Raw genomic sequence first — 20,609 nt, forward strand, 5'->3', positions numbered from 1 at the left:
CGAACGAAACGAAGATTAGGTGAGATGCTGATCGAGGCTGCGCTTATTACGACGAATCAGCTCGATGAGGCGCTTGAACAGAAGCGTCCCGGAGAAAAACTAGGGGACGCCTTAATTCGACTAAACCATATTACCGAGACACAGTTGATTCAAATGATTCACGAACAGTTGCATGTGCCAATCATTGAGTTGTACTCCTATGACATCAATGTGACGGTCACGAAGCTCGTACCGAAAGCATTGGCACAAAAGCACGATATCATGCCATTTGAATTGAATGGGAATACGCTTCATGTCGCAACGGCCGACCCACTCGATCTCATTGCCATCGATGACGTCCGTCTTCAGACCGGGATGAACATCGAGATTGGCATCGCGACGAGAGAACAGATTCGAAAGACGATCAGTCGATACTATGAGATGGATCACTCGCTCGTCGAAATTTTAAAAGAGGATGCTCCCGAAATCGAACGACAAGAAACAATCAGTCGAGACGATGCACCGATTATTCGACTCGTGAACCAGTTGTTCTTAAGTGCCATCGACCAACGCGCTTCGGATATTCACTTCGACCCACATGAGAAGCAACTCCACGTCCGTTTTCGAATTGATGGGGACTTGCGTACCGAGACGGTATATCCGAAGAAGATTCAAAGCGTCATGCTGACGCGTCTCAAAGTTATGAGTAACCTCGACATCACAGAAAGTCGCCTACCACAAGATGGGCGAATCAAGTACACGCTACGCAATCGCGCCTATGATTTTCGCGTCTCGACACTCCCGACGATGTATGGGGAGAAAATCGTTATTCGGGTCCTCGATTCATCGCAAGGGCTGACCGATTTGACGAAACTCGGATTTGGCGAGCGAAACGAACAGGCGTACCGTGACATGCTGAAACGTCCGAACGGGATTATCCTGATTACCGGTCCGACCGGTTCAGGGAAGTCCTCGACATTGTACGCTTCGTTGAAAGAACTGAATGATGAGACGAAAAACATCATTACGGTAGAAGACCCGGTCGAGTATCAACTTGACGGCATCAACCAGGTTCAGGTCAACTCGAAAGTCGGCTTGACGTTCGCGTCAGGGCTTCGTTCGATTTTACGTCAAGACCCGAACATCGTCATGGTCGGAGAGATTCGGGATACGGAGACGGCTGAGATTGCCATTCGTGCCTCGCTCACGGGTCACCTTGTCCTGTCAACGCTACATACGAACTCGGCAATCAGCTCCATCACCCGTCTCGTCGATATGGGAGTTGAGCCGTTCCTCGTCGCCGCTTCGACGACGGGACTCGTGGCACAACGACTCGTTCGACGCGTCTGTCGTGATTGTGGTCAAGTCGAACCGGTATCGAAGAGTGAACGTAGCCTGTTCGACGCTGAAGGTGTTCACATCGACCACATCGTTCGGGGAAAAGGGTGCTCGTCATGCAACTTCACAGGGTACCGTGGGCGCCTCGCCATTCACGAAGTCATCCCGATTGATGAAGGCTTGCGCCGGATGATCATGAACCAGGCGACCGAGTCTGAGATGGTCGACTATGCCAAGTCACAAGGAGCGACATTCCTCCTTGAGGACGGATTAGAAAAAGTCGCCGCCGGTTTGACGACGACCGAGGAAATATTACGAACGGTCATTACGGAGAATGCTTATGATTAATCAATCGATCGAAACCATCTTGACGAATGCGGTCGAGAAACGTGCCTCGGATATTCACCTGACAGCCGGTTCTCCTCCGATCATTCGAGTAGATGGGAGTCTCATTACGATGGGCGAGGAGAAGGTATTGCCGCACCATCTTGAAGGATATTTAAAAGAAATTATGACCGATGATATGCGCGAACGTCTCGAGCATGATCGGGATCTCGATTTTTCGTTCGGTGTCCCACGTGTCTCTCGTTTTCGGGTCAACGCCTACTATCAACGAGGCACGATCGCCATCGCATTCCGGTCCATTTCCGGGGAAATCCCGACATTGAACGAGCTCAATCTGCCGACGGTGCTGAAGCGTTTGATTGAGAAACCGCATGGTCTCATCTTGGTCACGGGTCCGACGGGTTCAGGGAAATCGACGACGCTCGCCGCGATGATTCATGAAATCAATCGGACACAGCGAAAACGGATCATCACGCTAGAAGATCCGATCGAGTATTTGCATTCCCATGATCAAAGCATCGTCGACCAACGGGAAATCGGCTCTGACGTCATGAAATTTGTGAGTGGTCTAAGAGCCGCCTTACGGCAAGACCCTGACGTCATTCTGCTCGGGGAGATGCGTGACTTGGAGACCATCTCGACGGCGATGACCGCCGCAGAGACGGGGCACCTCGTCATGGCAACGCTCCATACATCGAGTGCGATGTCGACGGTGAGTCGAATCATCGATGCGTTTCCGGCCGAGCAACAAGATCAAATCCGGACACAACTCGCCAACGTGCTGCTTGGCGTCGTGAGTCAACGGTTATTTCCACGGATTGATGTGCCGAAAGGCCGCGTCGCCGCCATGGAAATCATGTTGGGGAATCCGGCAGTTGCCAACTTGATTCGAAATGAAAAAGAGTTCCAGTTGCCGACCGTCATCCAGACGAGTCGCCAACACGGGATGCAGTCGATGGATGCTGCCATCGAACAACTCGTTCGGCAAGGGATTATCAACCCGAACGCCGTCCCGACAGAAGAGATGAGGTGATGAGTGATGGCGATATTTCAGTATGAAGGAAAGCTCCTGAACGGGAAGCGTAAGAAAGGTCGCATCACGGCCGTCTCGCTTCGGGAAGCGAAAGAAAAGTTGCGTCAAGAGTCGATTCTCGTAACGGACTTGTCCGAGCTCGAGTCGACCGGACTGAACATGGAAGTGAATCTGCTTCCGGAACGGGTAAAAATCGAGCACTTGATCATGTACGTCCGTCAGTTCGCGACGCTCATCCGGGCAGGTGTCCCGATTGTTCGTGCAACCTCAATTTTACGGGTACAGACCGAGTCGAACGTATTGAAGAAAGCATTGAGTCAAGTGGAGGATGATTTGAAAGAAGGGATTGCCTATTCTGAGGCGATTAAAAAACACCCACGCGTCTTTTCGAACTTCTTTAGTTCGATGGCACTTGCCGGGGAGACGAGTGGGAACTTGGAGGAGGCGCTCGATCAAATCGGGCTCCAACTCCAAAAGCAATATGACGTGAAGCGGAAGGTCATTTCTGCCCTCATGTATCCGTTGGTCGTTTCCATCGTCGCCATCGGCGTTGTCGCCTTTTTGATGGTGAACGTCGTTCCGACATTCGCGAGCATCTTTGGTCAACTCGGTGGCGAGCTTCCGCTCATCACACGAATTGTTGTCGCAGTCTCCGATTTCATCGCGGCCTTTTGGTGGCTGTTACTTGGACTCGCGATTCTTGGAGTTCTCACCTTCACCTGGATGTTGAAGCGGGACCGGGAACGGTTCGTGATCGATGGCTTGCTATTGAAGATGCCGATTTTTGGAACGATTGTGATGAAATCTCAGATTGCATTGCTAACGCGAAGTTTAGCGGTCCTCCTACAGGCAGCCGTCCCGATTTTGACGGCGATTGAAATCACCGAACGTATCGTATCGAACCGCGTCATCCGGAAAGGACTGACGGAGGCACGTGACATGATGGCGCAAGGGGTCCCGCTTCACGAGCCGCTCATGCGAAATGCGAACTTCCCGGCACTCATGACTCAGATGATCGCCGTCGGGGAAGAGAGCGGTGATTTGGATTCGATGTTGAACGAAGTCGCTGAGTTTTATGAGACGGAGGTCGAGACGACAACCGACCGCTTGAAGTCGATTATCGAGCCGCTTCTCATCGTCGTATTGGCAAGCGTCGTCGGAGTCATCGTCATCTCGATCGTCGTCCCGATGTTCCAAATCTATGGTGATATTCAGAATCAGTAAAGGAATATGCAAGCTCTTGAAAATATACCTTTTCAATACTATATTTAGAAGGTATAGTAAAATTGTTCTACTTCTATATTAGGTCTAAAGTAATTTATCTAGTTTACACACAGCACATTACGTAAAAGGGGAGAATGAATCATGGTAGAGAAGTTGAAAATGATTTGGCAAGATGCCAAACAGTTAAAAGATGAGCGTGGGCTCACACTCGTCGAGTTACTCGTCGTCGTCGTTATTTTAGGAATTATCGCAGCCATCGCAGTCGTTGCGATTGGTGGGATCATCGAGAACTCGAAGAAAGATGCAATGGTTGCTGATGCGAAGCAGATGGTCAGTGCGGCGAAGTTGTATGTTGCTTCGAATGACGTTGCTGACGGAACGGTAATTCGCTTTGTTGGAACTAAAGGTTCTACAGAGGTAGATGGTTCAAATATGATTGATACGATGAAAGATCCATTCGGTTCGACTTCGACTTCGACTTATGCTAATGGTGTTGTTTATGTTTCTAAAGATACAAACAATAAATACAAGTACCAAGTATGGCTAGATGGAGCAGAAGATATTGGCACTGCGGCTACAGCAGCTGGAACGATTGCAAGTGGTGATTTAGATAAAGATGATGTTAAATAACGTGTAAAGCAAAACATCCCTCCGGCTGGCGCTGGGCACTCGCTCAGCCTAGCCGGTTTTCTATTTTTGGCATATACTGACAAAAGGAGGATCCTTCCTTGATTGAATCGATTGGATTCCTATATAGCATCGTCCTCGGGGCGGTCATCACATCGTTCACCAACGTCGTCGGGCTCCGCGTGCCACGTCAGCAATCGATCGTGACGCCGCGGTCACATTGTCCGTCTTGCGGTCACGAATTGTCACCGTGGGAACTCATCCCGATTTTCGGCTATCTCGCCCTAAGAGGCAGATGTCATGGGTGTGGCGAGCGGATCGCGCCGACGTATCCGATTTTTGAATTACTTGGAGCCATTGGATATGGCTATAGCTTTTCACTCTACGGATTCAGTGTGACGACGCTACTCGCGTTCGCTTTCTTGTCAACCTTACTCGCTTTGGCGATGTCTGATTTATCGACGATGCTCGTGCCGAATGTCATCTTGAAATTCACGGCACCGGTATTACTCTTCCTCACCTATCTCACAGGGGCATCCTGGTGGAACCCGCTTGTAGGGGCGCTACTCGGATTTTCGCTCCTAGCGACCGTCTTTTTCGTGTCAAAAGGGGGACTTGGGGCAGGGGACGTCAAATTGTTTACTATGATTGGTCTTGTGCTCGGTCCGCGTGACGTGCTCGTCGCCTTGTTTCTATCGAGTTTGATTGGGGCAATTGTCGGGATTGGGTTGATGATGACAAAAAAAATCGGGCGAAAGCAACCGATTCCGTTCGTCCCGTCGATTGCGCTAGGGACGATGTTGACGTTTTGGTTTAGTGAAAGTTTTTTTGATTGGTATTTTGAGTTGATGTAGGGGGAAACGATCATGAGTCGTGGGATAGAGAAAGGGACGGTCACGTATTTTTCGTTTGATGCGCTCAGCATCCACGGGGCCGTCATCAAACAAGGGGTGTTCAAACGAAGCGCCTCGGTTCAGTTAGCAAAAGATGCATACGGAGAAGGGAAGATTCTCGATGAGACGGCGTTCAGTCTCGCTTTCGATGAGCTCTGTCGCAAATTGAAAGTAAGACGCGGGATGACGTGTGCAATCGCATTGGACGAGACCGAGGTGTTGTCACGGAAAGTCGAGATTCCTTCTTCGATTCCGAAGGACGAGATTCGTGGCTACCTCTTCATGGAAATCGGGAGCTCGATCATCTTGCCGTTCGATGATGTGTCGTTCGACTACGAAGTGTTAGGAGAAGACGGAGTCAAGACGGACGTCATGTTGCATGCCGTTTCGATTGAATTGACGAAGTCGCTCCGTGCGTACATGAAAAAGCGTGGTCTCGCGTTGAAGAAGATCACGCCACGTTCTGTCGCGGTCGCCAATGGGGTCATACGTTTATCGGAGATTGATCCGCTTCAATCGACATTACTCTGGCATATCACGCCGTTTTCACATCAATTGCTCGTCCTTGAGGAAGGGCAGATTCGTTTCATCCGCTCGATCGAACTGGACCTCCCGTATCTAGTCGGGACGAAAGATGGTGTCGTGACCTATACATATGATGGGACCGGTGAGATGAAGGCTAATCAGTTGGATGACTGGTTGAACGAACTCGCTCGCTTCCTCGATTTCTATCGTTACTCGCTACGGACGGATGGTCGGGCCATCGATGAGTTATACGTCTCGGGAACTGTTCCGGAAGTCGATGATCTCGTCCGTATGATTCAGGCTGAGTCCCTCGTCTCGGTGACGCGTGTCGAGCAACCGCTCGCCATCGCTCACGGGACACCGCTATCGCATCAAATGTTGCCACTCCTTGGGATGGCGACGCTTCAGCGCGATCGGGACACGAACTTCATCAATTCGACGGACGTGACACTCCGTTGGCCGATCGTGACAGGTCTCGTCGCCCTTCTTCTCGGAGGAGGAGCGGCCGGATACTTGTACTATGAGGTCGACCAACTAAAAGCAGAACAGACGCGAATCGAAGAAGAGTTACAGCTCGTTCAAATTTACCAAACCGAACAAGTGAATTCGAAAGCGCAACAAGTGCTCTCGCTCGACCAAACCGTGACGGCGTTGACCGACATGGAAAAGGATGCGGTCCCAGCACTGCGCGCGTTGACTGAGCAGTTGCCGCCTACTGGCTACGTCTTGACGTATAACTACGCGGATGGCTCCATCATGAGCGTCCGAACTCAATTCGAGACGTTAGAAGACTTGAACGCATTCCAGCGCTCGCTCATGACCGATGAGCGGTTCCTCGACGTCAAACTCCTCGGTGTGACGACAGAGTTGAAAGCGGATGTGGATGCAGAAGAAGAGGAAAACTCATTAGAAGAAGATCCGCTTCCACGCTATATCGGAGAGTTTACGTTCATGTTCCAAGACGTGGAAGACGAGTTGACAGAGGAAGAGGACACGGATGAGGAGGTGGTGAGTCAATGAAACGTTCGACAATCTACGCGTTATTTGCGATTTGCCTCCTTGCCGCAATCATCGCACCGGCTTACTTTGGCTATACGTATTACGTCAAACAAGGAGAGGTCGAAGCGCTTGAGAGGGACCTCTCGCTCGAACAAACAAAACTGGAGTTATTGCGCCAAGAAGGAAAAGCCGTTGATGTAGCGGACTCTCAGACGCTTCAGACACGGGTTCCAACAGTTCCTGCCCTCGACACGGTCGTTGAGGCGTTGTCGCAGGCAAGTCTTCTTGCGGGTGTCAATGTGACAAGTATCGCATTTGCGGATGGCGTTGTGGCTGAGTCAGAAGTGCCGGAAACGGTCGAGCCGTTCAATCCGGCTGATGTGAGTGCGACGAATGAACCGGCTGAACCAACGGACGTTGCACCTGTCAACGCTTCTACGGTCCGTTCAACGGTCAACTTGCAAGCAGAGACGTATGAAGCGCTCGTCTCCTTCTTGGAGTCGATCGAGTCGATGAATCGGATTCACGTGTTACGGACGGTTCAATTTACCGGACCTGCCGAGACGGGACCGAATACGGTCGAAGAAGTGCAGTCGCTCGAGTTTACAGTCGAGCTTGATGCCTTCTATCGTCCGGACCTCGACCAACTCGTTCCAGACCGATACATTCCGGAACCGGCGTTTGAGCAAAAGGATATCCCGGTATACGACTATACGACACCATAAGTCGGCGCGTCCCTTCGCAATTGAAGGGGCGTGTTTTTCGTCGCGGGTAATTGTGTTTAGGAGGCACGTTGCCTACAATCAACAGTGAAGACCGAAACGGGAAGGAACGCCGTTTTGGAAGAAGAGAAGGAGTCGATACAATGAATTCAACACAGAAGCGTGTCACTCTCGCCTCGATGTCACCGCGACGTACCGAGCTATTGACGAAAGCAGGAATCAAACATGAGGTCATCCCATCGACCGTGATGGAAGGGACGGACGGTCGGGAGACACCGAGTGATTACGTCGCTCGTCTGGCCCGGGAGAAAGCGATGGACGTGGCAAGGCATCACCGTGATGCCATCGTCATCGGCGCGGACACGGTCGTCGTCTTGAACGGCATCATTTTAGAGAAACCGACAGACCGGGAGGATGCGAAACGGATGCTTGAACGATTATCCGGTTCGACCCATGAAGTGCTGACGGGTGTGAGCATCATCGGTAAGTCCCAAGATTTGTTCGTCACGACGACGCGTGTGACGTTCGCTGAGATTCCTGAAACCTGGCTAGCGGATTATTTGGATTCGACAGAGCCCTACGATAAGGCGGGTGCGTATGGGATTCAAGGATCGGGTGGTCTCTTCGTCGAAGGAATCGAAGGGGATTTTTATAATGTCGTCGGATTGCCGATCCATCCGCTCGTCAAGACGCTCGACCGGCATGGGGTGACGCCTCGCTTTCTGTGAACTTGAAAGTAGGTGAAGGAATGACCATGGTGCTTGACCGTAGTGTAGAGACCGCCATCGCCAGATTGCTTCAAATCGGAGGACGGGGACCGGACCCGATGGAGACGGCTCGTCGTATCTCGGACGTCTACCCGACGTTACGGGCGCTGTCACAAGCGTCCGTCCACGATTTATGCAAAATCGAAGGGATGACGAAGAAGAAGGCGGAGCAACTTCTCGCTGCATTCACGATCGGGATTCGATACGTCGAGGAACCGAAAGCAAGTATGCCGACGATTCGTTCGCCGCAAGATGCCTATGAGTTGTTGCGGGATGAATTGAGACTGTTGAATCAGGAGCATTTCGTCTGTTTGTATTTGAATACGAAGAACCAACTGATTGCGCGGAAGACGCTCTTCGTCGGAGGGCTCAACTCGTCAATCGTCCACCCGCGTGATGTGTTTCGTGAGGCGCTCAAGTTGTCGGCGGCATGCTTTATCGCTGTGCACAATCATCCGAGCGGGGACGCGACCCCAAGTCGGGAAGACATCGAGGTGTCCGAGCGATTGGTCGAAGCAGGCAATATCGTTGGCATTGCCTGTCTCGACCACGTCATCATCGGGGAAGACCATTACGTCAGCATGAAGCAGCGGGGATATATGAATGGGTAAGGAGTAGAGAGCAGGCATCGTGATGTCTGCTTTTTTGTGTTTACGAGAGAACTGGTACCTCATTAAATTTTGGATATAGTTGGAAAATGATAAGTGGAGATGTAAAATTCGAAGAGAGCAGAAATGATTATGAATTACTTTGCGCACGGGAGGTGTCTAATTTGTCTCGTATTACGATATGGAATGTGATCGGATGGGGATTTCTTCTTTTCTTAGCAGTCAGTAAATCCTTTTTCAGTGAGCAATTGTCCTTGATCACGACTGGTCTGGGCGGATTGATTTGTTTGATGTTGAGTTTGTGGATGATCTATTCCGGAGAAGAAGAGTTATCACAACATCCGAATGAAAGGTCTGAATGAACAACGCTATTTAAACTGTCATTTGGCTAAAGAGTAGATGATGAATCAAATTGAGAAGAGCGGTGTACGCATATGAATGTACTGTCGGAAAACGAATTAAAAGAAGCCCTTCAGATGATGAAAGATGGGGATTTGACGTATTACGAAAAAAACAAAGAAGCCATTCTCACCAGCATGGTTCAGCATATCGGGTCACCGGACGGCGAACTCCGTGATCGACTCATATACACGATGTTCTTTCGCTTCATCATCGAACAAAAAGACATCGATTTCGACAAGATGAGTGAACTCCTTGAGACGTCCTTGCATGCTCTTTTGTTTCATAGAATTGAGGAAACGCAGTCGGACGCTGTCTTCACGAGAGCTTTCACGACTCTATTGACGGCTTTGATTCTGCATCGAGACGTTGAAGAGGACTTTTTGACAGAAGACCAATTCCGGCTGGCAACAGAAGGTTTGATTCGATATCTTCAGCTCGAGAGAGATACAAGAGGTTATGTGAATGGCAAGGGATGGGCCCATTCGATTGCCCACGCGGCAGATGCGGTGGACGAACTGATCGCAAATCCGAAACTGGATCCAGCGTCATTTCCGGAACTCTTCCACGTCATTATCAATCAAATCATGCGTTCTGAGGTATTGGCGCATGATGAAGACGAACGTCTCATCCATCCGCTCCTACGTTTACTCGAACGAGGGATGGATTCTGAAGTCATTCATCGCTATGTAGAGCAGCTTCCACATCACTTAGAAGAATGTAAGCAACATCTTGATGATGAGGAAAAATATTGGTACGTCGTCCATAATGTGAAAACATTCTTGAAGAGTCTATATGTCCGTTTAAACGAAGAACAGCGGCATGATCTGATCCAACAATCTATTCTCGTCACACTGAAAAAGTCGTGATGTGATCAATTAAAGTAGTTTTCTCTAATCGAATCAAGATGTTGATTAGAAAACAAATGAGGTGTTTATATGGAAAAAATAATTTGGATACTGATGGTCGGATTATCGCTTTTTGTGAGTTACATACATCTAGGACCAACCATCTTCTCTATCGTTGTGTTCATCCTGTTTTTATTTGTGAGCACAGCGCTATTTATGCGGTTCGATCAGAACCACTGGCTAGACCGCGTCTCGCCGCTCGTCGGTGTTGGCGTAGGAGTTCTATCGCTCATCGCTTATCTCGGTATGATCGTGCTCTCTTTCAATGAACTCAATCAACTCGGCATCTGGACGGTACTCGTCCGCCTCCTGCTCATGTACATCGGAATTTACATTTTCGTCGTGACGACATCGAGCTTTTTGGCAGGAGCGACGCGACTCAAGCCATCCCGCTTCTTTCGGCCGGTGTTGATTTTCTCGGTATTCTTTTACGGAGCGATGTTACTGCTTCCGCTCCAACCGGGATTGTAACCGTTCTCTCCTTAGGCAGACGCTCACTTGCGTCTGCTTTTTTGATTTGCCTTTTTGCCGAAAAGAAGGCAAACTAATAGACGGTGAGACAGGACTGAGATGCGGTTATTGTAAATAACCTGTAATCGAATGAACGTTTTCAAACATGATTTTTCCGTTATAATAAAAAATAGTGTAATGAAGAGAGGAGCAACACCTATGTTTCGTAGTTTTAACCGAGAAATCGGAATCGACCTTGGAACGGCTAACACGCTCGTTTATGTAAAGGGTCAAGGAATTGTTGTTCGTGAACCGTCCGTCGTGGCGTTCCGCACAGATACAGGTAGAATTGAGGCCGTTGGGAACCAGGCCAAAGATATGATTGGACGTACTCCGGGGAACGTCTCTGCACGTCGTCCGATGAAAGACGGCGTCATCGCTGACTTCGAAACGACAGCGACGATGATCAAATACTTCATGGAGCAAGCTCAAAAATCAAAAGGCGGTTTGTTCTCATCGAAGACGAACGTCATGATTTGTGTCCCAAGCGGTATCACGTCTGTTGAAAAACGTGCCGTGGAAGACGCTGCGAAACAAGCAGGCGCTCGTGAAGCATACACAATCGAAGAACCGTTCGCAGCAGCAATCGGTGCAGGCCTCCCAGTTTGGGAACCGACTGGCTCGATGGTCGTCGATATCGGTGGCGGTACGACCGAAGTCGCAGTGATCTCACTCGGCGGCATCGTGACAAGCCAATCGATTCGTGTCGGTGGTGACGAAATGGATGATGCCATTATTCGTTACATCAAGAACAAGTACAACCTCATGATCGGGGAGCGTACATCTGAGACGCTCAAAATGGAAGTCGGTTCGGCGCGCATCGATGCATCGAACGAAGCGGAGAAGATGGAAATCCGTGGTCGCGACCTCGTAACAGGACTTCCAAAACAAATCGAAGTCACGTCTGCAGAAGTGTGTGAAGCTCTTTCGGATACAGTTGAAGCGATTTTAGCAGGGGTCAAGCAAACGCTTGAGCAAACTCCTCCAGAACTTGCGGCTGACGTTATGGACCGCGGAATCGTCTTGACTGGCGGCGGCGCCCTCCTCAAAAACTTGGACGACGTGATCTCAGACGAGACACACATCCCGACACTCGTTGCGGATGAGCCACTCGACTGCGTAGCGGTCGGGACTGGAAAATCTCTTGAAATGATGGACGTCCTCCGTTCGAAATCAGGCATCTCGTCACGTCGATGAGAGGTGAGACACGATGAGCCGATTCGTACGTAATAAAAAGCTCATCATCACGCTAATTGTACTGATCTTGTTTTTCGTCATTTTAGGTGTTTCGATTCGAGGACGATCGGAATCAGCCTGGTACCAAGATGTCACGCGTGATGTGGTCGGCACGTTCCAGCGAGTGTTCGCGGTACCAATCGGGTGGATGGACTCAACGGTCTCGTCCATCTCAGATGTCCGCGATATCTACGAAGAGAACCGCCAGCTGAAAGAACATTTGGCGAAGTACGCCGAGGTATCGGTTGAAGCGGATGATTTGCGCCGTGAGAATGAGGAGCTTCGAAAGATGGTCGAAGCAAGAGACGAGTCGTTACGTGACTTCGACCTCATTCCGGCGGAGGTCATCGGTCGGACACCGAACGATTGGCAACGCTACGTCACCATCAACGTCGGTTCAGAACGCGGCGTTGAAAAGGGCATGGCCGTGACCGCAGCGAGCGGGATGGTCGGTCGTGTCATTCAGACGAGTGCTTATACGTCGCAAGTTCAACTGCTCAGCGACAACAACCGGACGAACAACGTCTCGGCTGTGGTCAAAGATGCGGACGGCAAACCGACGTATGGGACGGTTGACGGATTCGACACGGAGACGAATGAATTGTTCTTCACAAAAGTATCGAATAGCGTCAAGCTGAAAGAAGGAGAAATCGTATCGACGTCTGGACTCGGTGGACGTTATCCGGCTGGACTTGTCATCGGTACGATCGAATCGATCGAGACGGATGAATATGGCGTCTCACAAGTCGCCCGGATTAAACCGGAGGCCGACTTCAATGAGTTCTCACAAATGTACGTGATTGATCGGACACTAGACGAACCGTTTTTAACGGGTCCCGAGGAAGGAGGAGCAGCGGGTGAGTAACATGAAAGTGTTCATCGCCCTGTTCCTCCTTTTTCTTATTGAAGGAACATGGGCATCGATTTTTTCTTGGCACTACGCCACGCCGTTTCTTTTGTTGACGTTGATCGGGTTGATGTTTGTCAGTCTGTACGGTCGATGGGAGACGGCACTCGGGTTTGGGCTTGTATTCGGACTGCTGTATGATATCGTCTACACCGACCTGATTGGAATCTATGTATTTACTTTTTCACTCATTCCTCTCTTAGCCAGCTTCGTGTTAAAATATATAGGTGAGAACTTCTTCTCCGTCACCATTACGTTCACGTTTATGATTCTCGTTTTCACCTTTGCGATTTACGGGATCATGGCGGCGATTGGTGGGACGTTGATGACGATTCAAACACTATTGGTTGAACAGATTCCAGGGACGATGCTCGTCAATGCCATCGCCATCGTGATTCTTTATTATCCGATGACGCGTTATGTGACGACACGCCCTGTTGCGAAAAGAGGGTAGCCATGATGGAGCGTAAACGACACATTACGATTAAAGGACATCGCAACGGCATTGCCATTCACTTCAATCCGAAGAGTGGCATCGACGAGGTGCTTACGGACTTAGAAGCGACATTACAAGAAATGGAGCCGCCGTCCGGAAAGATTGCCCTGAAGTTGCACGCGGGTACTCGTTATATTGACGAGGAGCTGTCACGTCAAATTCGTGAGGTCGTCGCTCGTCATGGCGTTTTTTATATTGAAGACTTGTCGAGCGATGTCATGTTGACAGAAGAAGCGAAAGCGACGTACGGCAGAAAGACATTCCACTATCACAGCGGGACGATTCGGAGTGGGCAAGTGTTGACGTTTGACGGTTCGGTGCTCGTGATCGGGGATATCAATCCCGGGTCAGAGGTCCGGGCGACAGGAAGTATTTATTGTTTAGGGACGATACGAGGAAATGTGCGCGCCGGTGTCGAAGGATGGGAAGAAGCGGTCATTACCGCGAGCCTGCTCCATCCGAAGTTTTTAGCAATCGGTGAACATGTACTCACAGCCGATGACGATGAAGAACTTCCTGAGATTGAGATGGGTTGTGCGTATCAGACGAGTGATGGGATTGAGATGACACGTCTCCGCCACGTCATGACAGGTCTGAAAGACGCATATGCAATGGAATTACAGAGAGGGTGAGTGGAATGGAGCAAGTAGTGGAGCCTGTACATACAGAAAAAGAAGTTAAAAACGGCAGAGCCATCGTCGTGACATCAGGAAAAGGGGGCGTCGGCAAGACAACGACGACCGCCAACATCGGGACGGGGCTCGCCTTGTCTGGACACTCGGTCTGTCTCGTCGATACAGATATCGGGTTGCGTAACCTCGATATCATTCTCGGTCTCGACAACCGGAGCATTTATAACCTTGTCGATGTCATCACGGGTCAATGTAAGTTGAATCAGGCGCTCGTCCGCGATAAACGCTTCGAGGAGATGTATTTACTCCCGGCCGCACAGTCGAAAGACAAGACGTCAGTGAATCCTGAACAAGTGAAGGAAATCGTTGACCAGTTGAAGACGGAATATGATTTCGTCTTGATTGACTGTCCTGCTGGAATCGAGCAAGGGTTCATGAACGCGATTGCCGGTGCGGATGAGGCGATCGTCGTCACGACACCTGAAAAGGCGGCGGTTCAAGATGCAGACCGAATCATCGGGATGCTCGAACAAGCGGAACATATCGATGCGCCTAAACTGATTGTCAACCGAGTCAAGAATCATCTCGTCGAATCGGGCGACATGCTCGACATCGATGACATCATGCGCATCCTGTCGATCGACTTACTCGGTGTCGTCATCGACGATGAGGAAGTCATCGCAGCCGCGAACCGCGGTGTCCCGGTCACGATGAATCCGGATAACTATGCCGGGCAGGCGTACCGGAACATCACGCGCCGTATTCTTGGCGAATCGGTCCCGCTCATGTCGATTCAGACGGAGACGGCACCGGTCGGCTTCTGGGCACGACTCATGATGAAATTTGGAATGAAAAAAGCGTAAAGGCAACGGAAGTTGCCTTTTTCTGTCGAAAGGAGTGATGCAGATGAAGCTAATCTACGAACGAACACCTTCCATCGAACGGGCGATGCTCGTGGACGGCGAACGATTACTCGAAGTCGAGGAACGGTTTGTCGACCAACTGTCGGTCGGGACCATCGTCGAAGCCGCAATTGAACGGATCCACCCGTCACTCGGGGCAGCCTTTTTGACGGATGGGGAGACGACATACTTTCTCCCGATCGCAGAGACGCTCCGTGCGCTCGCCTCGTATCCGGAAGTGCCCGCCATCGGGCAAGCGGCAGTCGTCGGAGAAAAGCGACTCGTCCAAGTGACAAAAGAAGGAATCAACGGCAAGCATCATAAAGTGACAGAGAACATTCGATTCGGTGGGCGATATCTTGTGTATTTCCCATTTGGACGTCGTCAACTGTTCAGCCGGAAACTCGACCTCGTCACGCAGGACCGCCTCTCAAAGGCGCTCGACTTAACGGAAGAGGAAGGGGTCTTATTTCGGACGGAAGCCGGACAAGTGGCCCCGGAAGCGTTACAGGAAGAACTGAATCGATTGCGTAACCGTTCAATCGTGGTGATCGAGCAACGGTTCGGGCAAGACGAGCTACTATGCGAACAATTCGTGAGACGTCATGCAGTCGAGTCCGTGCTGTTGAATGACAAAGAAGGGCAAACGCGACTCGAACGATTGGATGTCCCCGTGAAACGTCATATCGGAAAAGGGCGGATGCCTGAAGCGAAACGTCTCGATGGAGCCATCGAGAAACTGGAGAGTCGTGCCGTCTGGTTGGATGGTGGGGCGTTCGTCTTGATCGAACAAGTCGAGACGATGACCGTCATCGACGTGAATAGTGGCAAAAATGTCGCCGTCAAAGACAAGGGGCGTGCGGCCGATACCATCAATGAAGCCGCGCTCTATTCGATCATGGAGCAGTTGCGTCTGCGAAATATCGGCGGCATGGTCATCATCGATTTCTTACGTGGTTCAAAGGAAGGGCAGACCCGTCTCCTTAAAAAGATGAAAGAACTCGGGGCGCGTGACCCACGTCGGGTCGAGGTGTACGGCTTCACACGAATGGGGCTGTTCGAGCTGTCGCGGGAACGGACCGGTCGCTCGATTCAAGACCGGATGTTTCATGCCGGCAAGCCTTCAAAATTGGCCATCTTCTCACAGTTTGAACGGTCGCTCCTTGATTTGAATGATCAATACGAAGCGGTCGTGCTCTCACTCCCTAAGAAGTGGCATGACGCTTCCTGGCACGAATTTGACATCGAGGTGCATCTCGTCGAAGGGGAGCCGGAGTTCCTCTTTTATGGGACGTCCGAAGAATGTCAGAATTTCTTATCTCGTCGTTGACAATGATTAATCGAGAATGGTATTATCTATAACGTTAGTTCGTTTGGAAGCACCCAAATGGCTACAACCGCACAGAACGGGTTTTTAAAGGTTTTGCCCTGCCCAGGATGGCGAGTCTGAGTTTAACAAGGAGGTGCACGTATATGTACGCAATCATCAAAACTGGTGGTAAGCAAATCAAAGTTGAAGCAGGTCAAGAGATCTACATCGAAAAACTCGATGCTGATGTCGAAGGTACTGTAGAATTCGGTGAGGTTCTTTTCGTTGGTGGTGACGATGTTAAAGTCGGCGCTCCACTCGTAGAAGGCGCTAAAGTTGTCGGTACTGTGGTAAAACACGGCCGCGCTAAGAAGATCACTGTCTTCAAAATGAAAGCTAAGAAAAACTACCGTCGTAAGCAAGGTCACCGTCAGCCTTACACGAAAGTTCGCATCGAGAAAATCGAAGCGTAAGCTATGATTCGGGTCAAGGTAAGACGAGACGAGGCGAAGTCGATTCGCTCCGTCGAAGTGACGGGTCATGCCAATTTTGCAGAACCTGGTTCTGACTTGGTGTGCGCCGGTGTTTCAGCCATCATCTTTGGTGCCTATAACGCCGTCGAAACGCTTGCGGGTCAATCGCTTCTTGTAGAAATGGCAGATCAAACAGAGGGTGGTTACTTTTATGTCGAGACGTATCCTGACTTATCACCGCAGGATATGGAACGCACCCAACTGTTATTAGAAGGGATGCTCGTGCAGTTAGACACGATCGCCCAAAGCTACGGTGAATATATCCAAATTGAACAATAGGAGGTGGACCTCATGTTACAATTGAACCTTCAGTTCTTCGCTTCGAAAAAGGGAGTTGGTTCGACTAAAAACGGTCGTGACTCAATTTCGAAACGTCTCGGTGCAAAACGCGCTGACGGACAAACAGTTTCAGCTGGATCAATCCTTTACCGCCAACGCGGTACAAAGATTCACCCAGGTGAAAACGTTGGCCGTGGTGGCGACGACACTTTGTTTGCGAAAGTTGACGGCGTAGTACGCTATGAGCGTCTTGGTCGCGACAAGAAACAAGTGAGCGTTTACCCAGTCGCGTAAGTTGAACGACGCAGAAGACTCTAGCCACTTATTTGGTTAGAGTCTTTTTTTCTAGGAGAGGATCAAATGGATTCAGAACAGACACTCGAGCTCTTATCGACCGTCCGTCACGAATGGATGAATCGGCTTCAATTGATCTCGCTCTACGCGGCTCTCGATCCGACTAAGCTCGAAGAACTTTACGAACGCTATCGGAAACAGGCCGACGAAGAGAGTGCGCTCGTTCGTTTGAACGTGCCACAGACGAGCCTAGTCGTGATTCAAGCGAATTGGGAGGGACGGATGACGTATACGATTTCAACCGACCAACTCGCCATCGATGACGCGCGAGTGGCAGAGATGCTTGTCCGCTTGTTAGACAACACGGATGGGTCGATTCATGTGACGTTCACGGACGGACTGATGGTTCGCGTCACGGGCACTGTCCCGGACGATGTGAAGGCATCAGCCGATGTGTACGAACAGAACGTAGATACCACTACGTTTCACATAAAGGAGGGGAAATAAATGTTTGTCGATCAGGTTAATATTTTTGTAAAAGCTGGAGACGGCGGAAAAGGGATGGTCGCTTTCCGTCGCGAGAAATACGTTCCAGACGGTGGTCCTGCAGGTGGTGACGGTGGTCACGGTGGGGACGTCATCTTTGAAGTAGAAGAAGGATTGCGGACGCTCGTTGATTTCCGTTATTCGAAGAAGTTTATCGCCCATGATGGCGAAAAAGGGATGTCAAAAGGGATGCACGGACGTAAAGCGAAACCGCTCATCGTCAAAGTTCCACCTGGCACGATCGTGTTCGACGCCGAGACGGATACCGTCATCGCGGACTTGACCGAGCACGGTCAACAAGCGACGATCGCGAAAGGTGGTCGTGGTGGTCGCGGGAACTGTCGTTTTGCGACACCTGCCAACCCGGCTCCAGAAATCGCGGAGAACGGGGAACCAGGTCAAGAACGTGAGTTGCGTCTCGAGTTGAAACTCCTCGCAGACGTCGGTCTCGTCGGATTCCCGTCTGTCGGGAAGTCAACGCTTCTCTCGGTCGTCTCGTCGGCGCGCCCGAAAATCGGTGCGTACCACTTCACGACGATTACACCGAACCTCGGTGTCGTCAAGACAGCGGACGACCGTAGTTTCGTCATGGCCGACCTTCCAGGTCTCATCGAAGGAGCGAGCCAAGGCGTTGGTCTCGGTCACCAGTTCCTTCGCCATATCGAACGGACGAAAGTCATCGTTCACATGATCGATATGAGCGGTATGGAAGGACGCGATCCGTTCGAAGACTACACGACGATCAACCGTGAGCTCGAGTCGTACAACTTACGTCTCCTTGAGCGTCCACAAGTCGTCGTGGCGAACAAAATGGATATGCCGGACGCAGCGGAACATCTTGAAGAGTTCAAGAAGAAGGTAGGGGACGACGTCAAAGTCTTCCCGATCTCGGCACTCGCTCAAGACGGTCTTCGCAACTTGTTAATCGAAGTGGCGAACTTTGTCGATACGACACCAGAATTCCCACTCGATGAGCTCGAAGAGAAGACAGCGACGCCTCGTGTCGTGTATCGTTATGAGAAGGAAGAGAAAGGCTATCAAATCCACATCGATGAATACGATCGCTTCGTGATCACGGGACCTCGTATCGAGAAGCTCTTCAAGATGACGAACTTTGACCATGATGAGTCGATCAAACGATTTGCTCGTCAAATGCGTCAAATGGGCGTCGATGACGATCTTCGTAAGTTGGGTGCCGAGGACGGTAGTGTCGTGGCAATCCTCGACTTCGAATTCGAGTTTGTGGAATAAAAAAATTACTTGTTAAGAAGAAACGGAGTGTGAAGCTAACGTGGACCCTGTGCCCTCGTCAAGTATAATTCTATATGTAGTTCTCGTCATGTTGTCAGCGTTTTTCTCATCAGCAGAAACGGCGCTCTCGAGTGTGAACCGGGTCCGGATGATTCGGATGGCAGAGGATGGCGACAAAGCCGCAAAACGTGTCCTCAGTCTCGTCGACCGTTTTGATGATACCCTCTCGACGATTCTCGTCGGGAACAACATCGTCAACATCGGTTCGGCGACGGTGTCGACGGCCATCGCCACATCGATTTTCAGTGGTGGAACCGGTCTTCTCGTGTCAACGTTCGCGACGACGGTCATCATCTTGATTTTTGGTGAGATTTTACCGAAATCGCTCGCGAAAGAGTTTGCGGAGAAGTATTCGCTTCTCATCAGTGGAATCCTTGTGTTCCTCGTTAAAGTCCTCAAACCGGTGACGATGATTTTCACCGGCTTGAAGAAGTTGACGCTGCGGATGATCGGGATGAAAGACAAGGAGCCATCCGTCACCGAAGAAGAGTTGAAAGTGCTCGTCGATATGGGAGAAGAGGAAGGTGTGCTCGGAGAGACGGAAGCAGAGCTCGTCCATAGCGCCTTTGCCTTCAACGATATTACGGTCGATGATGTGCTGACGCCACGAATCGATATTCTGGCCGTCGACATCGACGATTCGCTCGATGAAATCAAAGACACGATTTTCAGTGGTGGACATTCGCGTTTACCGGTCTACAAAGACTCGATCGACAACGTCATCGGTGTCTTGTCAGAACGTGACTTCTTGCGTTCGATGATGAAGGATGAAGTGACGGATGTCCGTTCGCTCATCCGACCGCTCACGTACGTGTCACCGCAGACGAAATTGATTGAACTACTTCCGATTCTCCAGCAGAAACAATCTCACATGGCTGTCGTCCTCGATGAATTCGGGGGCACGGCGGGTCTCATCACGTTAGAAGACATGCTTGAAGAACTCGTCGGCGACATCTGGGATGAGCACGACGAATCCGTCGTCTATCTCAGACGTCTCCGTGAAGGGGTCTATGAGTGTATGGCTGACATGAACGTTGATGAATTCGCGGAAGAGATGGGGATTGCAGAACCAGACGTCGATTCCAACACGATGGGCGGTTGGTTCGTTGAATTGCTCGGCGACATCCCGGAGAAAGGTGCACAAGTCACGTATCAAGACATGACGTTCACCGTTCTCCATGTGGAGAAACGCCGTGTCCGGAAACTGTTAGTGGAGACTGGACAATCTCAGCAAGAAGACATGCAAGAAGCATAAACAAAAGGGATGATTCGCACATGGCGGATCAT

23 protein-coding genes and 1 other annotated feature are annotated in these 20,609 nt (G+C 50.5%); all 23 genes read left to right on the forward strand.

What is annotated here, in order from left to right; all coding sequences use genetic code 11:
* Positions 1-24: 24 nt before the first annotated feature.
* The 23 genes from KNO73_RS01235 to KNO73_RS01345 all read left to right on the forward strand — a co-directional run bounded on the left by KNO73_RS01235 (position 25) and on the right by KNO73_RS01345 (position 20,577).
* Positions 25-1,665 (forward strand): GspE/PulE family protein, encoded by a 1,641-nt coding sequence (locus KNO73_RS01235; RefSeq protein ID WP_251024818.1) that lies wholly within the window; start codon positions 25-27, stop codon positions 1,663-1,665.
* Positions 1,658-2,695 carry a type IV pilus twitching motility protein PilT gene (locus KNO73_RS01240; protein ID WP_015881136.1) on the forward strand — a complete coding sequence of 346 codons (1,038 nt, stop codon included), beginning with the start codon at positions 1,658-1,660 and terminating at the stop codon, positions 2,693-2,695. The genes KNO73_RS01235 and KNO73_RS01240 overlap by 8 nt, the downstream gene beginning before the upstream one ends.
* A 6-nt stretch (positions 2,696-2,701) precedes the next feature.
* A complete protein-coding gene (locus KNO73_RS01245) occupies positions 2,702-3,919 on the forward strand; it encodes a type II secretion system F family protein (protein WP_215111948.1) in 1,218 nt (405 codons plus the stop codon).
* A 141-nt stretch (positions 3,920-4,060) separates the two neighbouring features.
* The gene (locus tag KNO73_RS01250; protein ID WP_215111949.1) at positions 4,061-4,549 is read left to right on the forward strand and encodes a prepilin-type N-terminal cleavage/methylation domain-containing protein; all 489 of its coding nucleotides are present in this window, start codon (positions 4,061-4,063) and stop codon (positions 4,547-4,549) included.
* 98 nt (positions 4,550-4,647) lie between these two features.
* Positions 4,648-5,400: a prepilin peptidase gene (locus KNO73_RS01255; protein WP_215111950.1), complete on the forward strand. Its 753-nt coding sequence runs from the start codon at positions 4,648-4,650 to the stop codon at positions 5,398-5,400.
* A gap of 12 nt (positions 5,401-5,412) precedes the next feature.
* Entirely contained in the window at positions 5,413-6,984 is a 1,572-nt protein-coding gene (pilM, locus tag KNO73_RS01260; protein WP_214730819.1) for a pilus assembly protein PilM, read from the forward strand.
* On the forward strand, positions 6,981-7,688 hold the full coding sequence (locus KNO73_RS01265; RefSeq protein ID WP_074037502.1) for a hypothetical protein: 708 nt from the start codon (positions 6,981-6,983) through the stop codon (positions 7,686-7,688). The genes pilM and KNO73_RS01265 overlap by 4 nt, the downstream gene beginning before the upstream one ends.
* A gap of 140 nt (positions 7,689-7,828) precedes the next feature.
* On the forward strand, positions 7,829-8,413 hold the full coding sequence (locus KNO73_RS01270; RefSeq protein WP_215111951.1) for a Maf family protein: 585 nt from the start codon (positions 7,829-7,831) through the stop codon (positions 8,411-8,413).
* Between the two features lie 20 nt (positions 8,414-8,433).
* A complete protein-coding gene (gene radC, locus KNO73_RS01275; protein WP_015881143.1) occupies positions 8,434-9,063 on the forward strand; it encodes a RadC family protein in 630 nt (209 codons plus the stop codon).
* A 431-nt stretch (positions 9,064-9,494) separates the two neighbouring features.
* The gene (locus KNO73_RS01280) at positions 9,495-10,328 is read left to right on the forward strand and encodes a DUF2785 domain-containing protein (RefSeq protein WP_215111952.1); all 834 of its coding nucleotides are present in this window, start codon (positions 9,495-9,497) and stop codon (positions 10,326-10,328) included.
* A 69-nt stretch (positions 10,329-10,397) separates the two neighbouring features.
* The gene (locus KNO73_RS01285) at positions 10,398-10,838 is read left to right on the forward strand and encodes a hypothetical protein (protein WP_214757186.1); all 441 of its coding nucleotides are present in this window, start codon (positions 10,398-10,400) and stop codon (positions 10,836-10,838) included.
* Positions 10,839-11,036: 198 nt separating this feature from the next.
* Positions 11,037-12,074: a rod shape-determining protein gene (locus tag KNO73_RS01290; protein ID WP_074037493.1), complete on the forward strand. Its 1,038-nt coding sequence runs from the start codon at positions 11,037-11,039 to the stop codon at positions 12,072-12,074.
* 13 nt (positions 12,075-12,087) lie between these two features.
* The gene (mreC, locus tag KNO73_RS01295) at positions 12,088-12,978 is read left to right on the forward strand and encodes a rod shape-determining protein MreC (protein ID WP_047795500.1); all 891 of its coding nucleotides are present in this window, start codon (positions 12,088-12,090) and stop codon (positions 12,976-12,978) included.
* Between the two features lies 1 nt (position 12,979).
* Positions 12,980-13,474, forward strand: coding sequence for a rod shape-determining protein MreD (gene mreD, locus KNO73_RS01300; RefSeq protein WP_049759982.1), 495 nt, complete (start codon positions 12,980-12,982; stop codon positions 13,472-13,474).
* A gap of 5 nt (positions 13,475-13,479) precedes the next feature.
* A complete protein-coding gene (locus tag KNO73_RS01305) occupies positions 13,480-14,148 on the forward strand; it encodes a septum site-determining protein MinC (RefSeq protein WP_251024819.1) in 669 nt (222 codons plus the stop codon).
* Between the two features lie 5 nt (positions 14,149-14,153).
* Positions 14,154-15,011, forward strand: a complete 858-nt coding sequence (minD, locus tag KNO73_RS01310; RefSeq protein ID WP_015881151.1) for a septum site-determining protein MinD — start codon at positions 14,154-14,156, stop codon at positions 15,009-15,011.
* 43 nt (positions 15,012-15,054) lie between these two features.
* On the forward strand, positions 15,055-16,380 hold the full coding sequence (locus KNO73_RS01315; protein ID WP_214684631.1) for a ribonuclease E/G: 1,326 nt from the start codon (positions 15,055-15,057) through the stop codon (positions 16,378-16,380).
* A 55-nt stretch (positions 16,381-16,435) separates the two neighbouring features.
* Positions 16,436-16,508, forward strand: a sequence feature (ribosomal protein L21 leader region).
* 15 nt (positions 16,509-16,523) lie between these two features.
* Positions 16,524-16,832, forward strand: a complete 309-nt coding sequence (gene rplU / locus KNO73_RS01320) for a 50S ribosomal protein L21 (protein ID WP_015881153.1) — start codon at positions 16,524-16,526, stop codon at positions 16,830-16,832.
* A gap of 3 nt (positions 16,833-16,835) precedes the next feature.
* Positions 16,836-17,171, forward strand: a complete 336-nt coding sequence (locus tag KNO73_RS01325; RefSeq protein WP_015881154.1) for a ribosomal-processing cysteine protease Prp — start codon at positions 16,836-16,838, stop codon at positions 17,169-17,171.
* A 12-nt stretch (positions 17,172-17,183) separates the two neighbouring features.
* Positions 17,184-17,465 (forward strand): 50S ribosomal protein L27, encoded by a 282-nt coding sequence (rpmA, locus tag KNO73_RS01330; RefSeq protein ID WP_015881155.1) that lies wholly within the window; start codon positions 17,184-17,186, stop codon positions 17,463-17,465.
* Positions 17,466-17,531: 66 nt separating this feature from the next.
* Positions 17,532-17,972: a Spo0B domain-containing protein gene (locus tag KNO73_RS01335; RefSeq protein ID WP_215111953.1), complete on the forward strand. Its 441-nt coding sequence runs from the start codon at positions 17,532-17,534 to the stop codon at positions 17,970-17,972.
* Complete coding sequence (obgE, locus tag KNO73_RS01340; RefSeq protein ID WP_015881157.1) at positions 17,973-19,262, forward strand: GTPase ObgE; 1,290 nt, start codon at positions 17,973-17,975, stop codon at positions 19,260-19,262.
* A 49-nt stretch (positions 19,263-19,311) separates the two neighbouring features.
* Positions 19,312-20,577: a hemolysin family protein gene (locus tag KNO73_RS01345; protein ID WP_353047654.1), complete on the forward strand. Its 1,266-nt coding sequence runs from the start codon at positions 19,312-19,314 to the stop codon at positions 20,575-20,577.
* Positions 20,578-20,609 lie beyond the last annotated feature (32 nt).

This window comes from Exiguobacterium sp. s83 (assembly GCF_018617095.1).
In the GTDB taxonomy this organism is placed as follows: domain Bacteria; phylum Bacillota; class Bacilli; order Exiguobacteriales; family Exiguobacteriaceae; genus Exiguobacterium; species Exiguobacterium profundum.

What these genes read in the sequence shown, in the direction of transcription:
- KNO73_RS01280 (WP_215111952.1), top strand. Translation starts at nt 9,495, where the DNA reads ATGAATGTACTGTCGGAAAACGAATTAAAAGAAGCCCTTCAGATGATG.
- rplU (WP_015881153.1), top strand. Translation starts at nt 16,524, where the DNA reads ATGTACGCAATCATCAAAACTGGTGGTAAGCAAATCAAAGTTGAAGCA.
- minD (WP_015881151.1), top strand. Translation starts at nt 14,154, where the DNA reads ATGGAGCAAGTAGTGGAGCCTGTACATACAGAAAAAGAAGTTAAAAAC.
- radC (WP_015881143.1), top strand. Translation starts at nt 8,434, where the DNA reads ATGACCATGGTGCTTGACCGTAGTGTAGAGACCGCCATCGCCAGATTG.
- KNO73_RS01250 (WP_215111949.1), top strand. Translation starts at nt 4,061, where the DNA reads ATGGTAGAGAAGTTGAAAATGATTTGGCAAGATGCCAAACAGTTAAAA.
- KNO73_RS01325 (WP_015881154.1), top strand. Translation starts at nt 16,836, where the DNA reads ATGATTCGGGTCAAGGTAAGACGAGACGAGGCGAAGTCGATTCGCTCC.
- KNO73_RS01335 (WP_215111953.1), top strand. Translation starts at nt 17,532, where the DNA reads ATGGATTCAGAACAGACACTCGAGCTCTTATCGACCGTCCGTCACGAA.
- KNO73_RS01290 (WP_074037493.1), top strand. Translation starts at nt 11,037, where the DNA reads ATGTTTCGTAGTTTTAACCGAGAAATCGGAATCGACCTTGGAACGGCT.
- KNO73_RS01315 (WP_214684631.1), top strand. Translation starts at nt 15,055, where the DNA reads ATGAAGCTAATCTACGAACGAACACCTTCCATCGAACGGGCGATGCTC.
- pilM (WP_214730819.1), top strand. Translation starts at nt 5,413, where the DNA reads ATGAGTCGTGGGATAGAGAAAGGGACGGTCACGTATTTTTCGTTTGAT.
- obgE (WP_015881157.1), top strand. Translation starts at nt 17,973, where the DNA reads ATGTTTGTCGATCAGGTTAATATTTTTGTAAAAGCTGGAGACGGCGGA.
- KNO73_RS01305 (WP_251024819.1), top strand. Translation starts at nt 13,480, where the DNA reads ATGGAGCGTAAACGACACATTACGATTAAAGGACATCGCAACGGCATT.
- KNO73_RS01245 (WP_215111948.1), top strand. Translation starts at nt 2,702, where the DNA reads ATGGCGATATTTCAGTATGAAGGAAAGCTCCTGAACGGGAAGCGTAAG.
- KNO73_RS01235 (WP_251024818.1), top strand. Translation starts at nt 25, where the DNA reads ATGCTGATCGAGGCTGCGCTTATTACGACGAATCAGCTCGATGAGGCG.
- KNO73_RS01265 (WP_074037502.1), top strand. Translation starts at nt 6,981, where the DNA reads ATGAAACGTTCGACAATCTACGCGTTATTTGCGATTTGCCTCCTTGCC.
- KNO73_RS01240 (WP_015881136.1), top strand. Translation starts at nt 1,658, where the DNA reads ATGATTAATCAATCGATCGAAACCATCTTGACGAATGCGGTCGAGAAA.
- KNO73_RS01285 (WP_214757186.1), top strand. Translation starts at nt 10,398, where the DNA reads ATGGAAAAAATAATTTGGATACTGATGGTCGGATTATCGCTTTTTGTG.
- KNO73_RS01270 (WP_215111951.1), top strand. Translation starts at nt 7,829, where the DNA reads ATGAATTCAACACAGAAGCGTGTCACTCTCGCCTCGATGTCACCGCGA.
- mreC (WP_047795500.1), top strand. Translation starts at nt 12,088, where the DNA reads ATGAGCCGATTCGTACGTAATAAAAAGCTCATCATCACGCTAATTGTA.
- rpmA (WP_015881155.1), top strand. Translation starts at nt 17,184, where the DNA reads ATGTTACAATTGAACCTTCAGTTCTTCGCTTCGAAAAAGGGAGTTGGT.
- mreD (WP_049759982.1), top strand. Translation starts at nt 12,980, where the DNA reads ATGAAAGTGTTCATCGCCCTGTTCCTCCTTTTTCTTATTGAAGGAACA.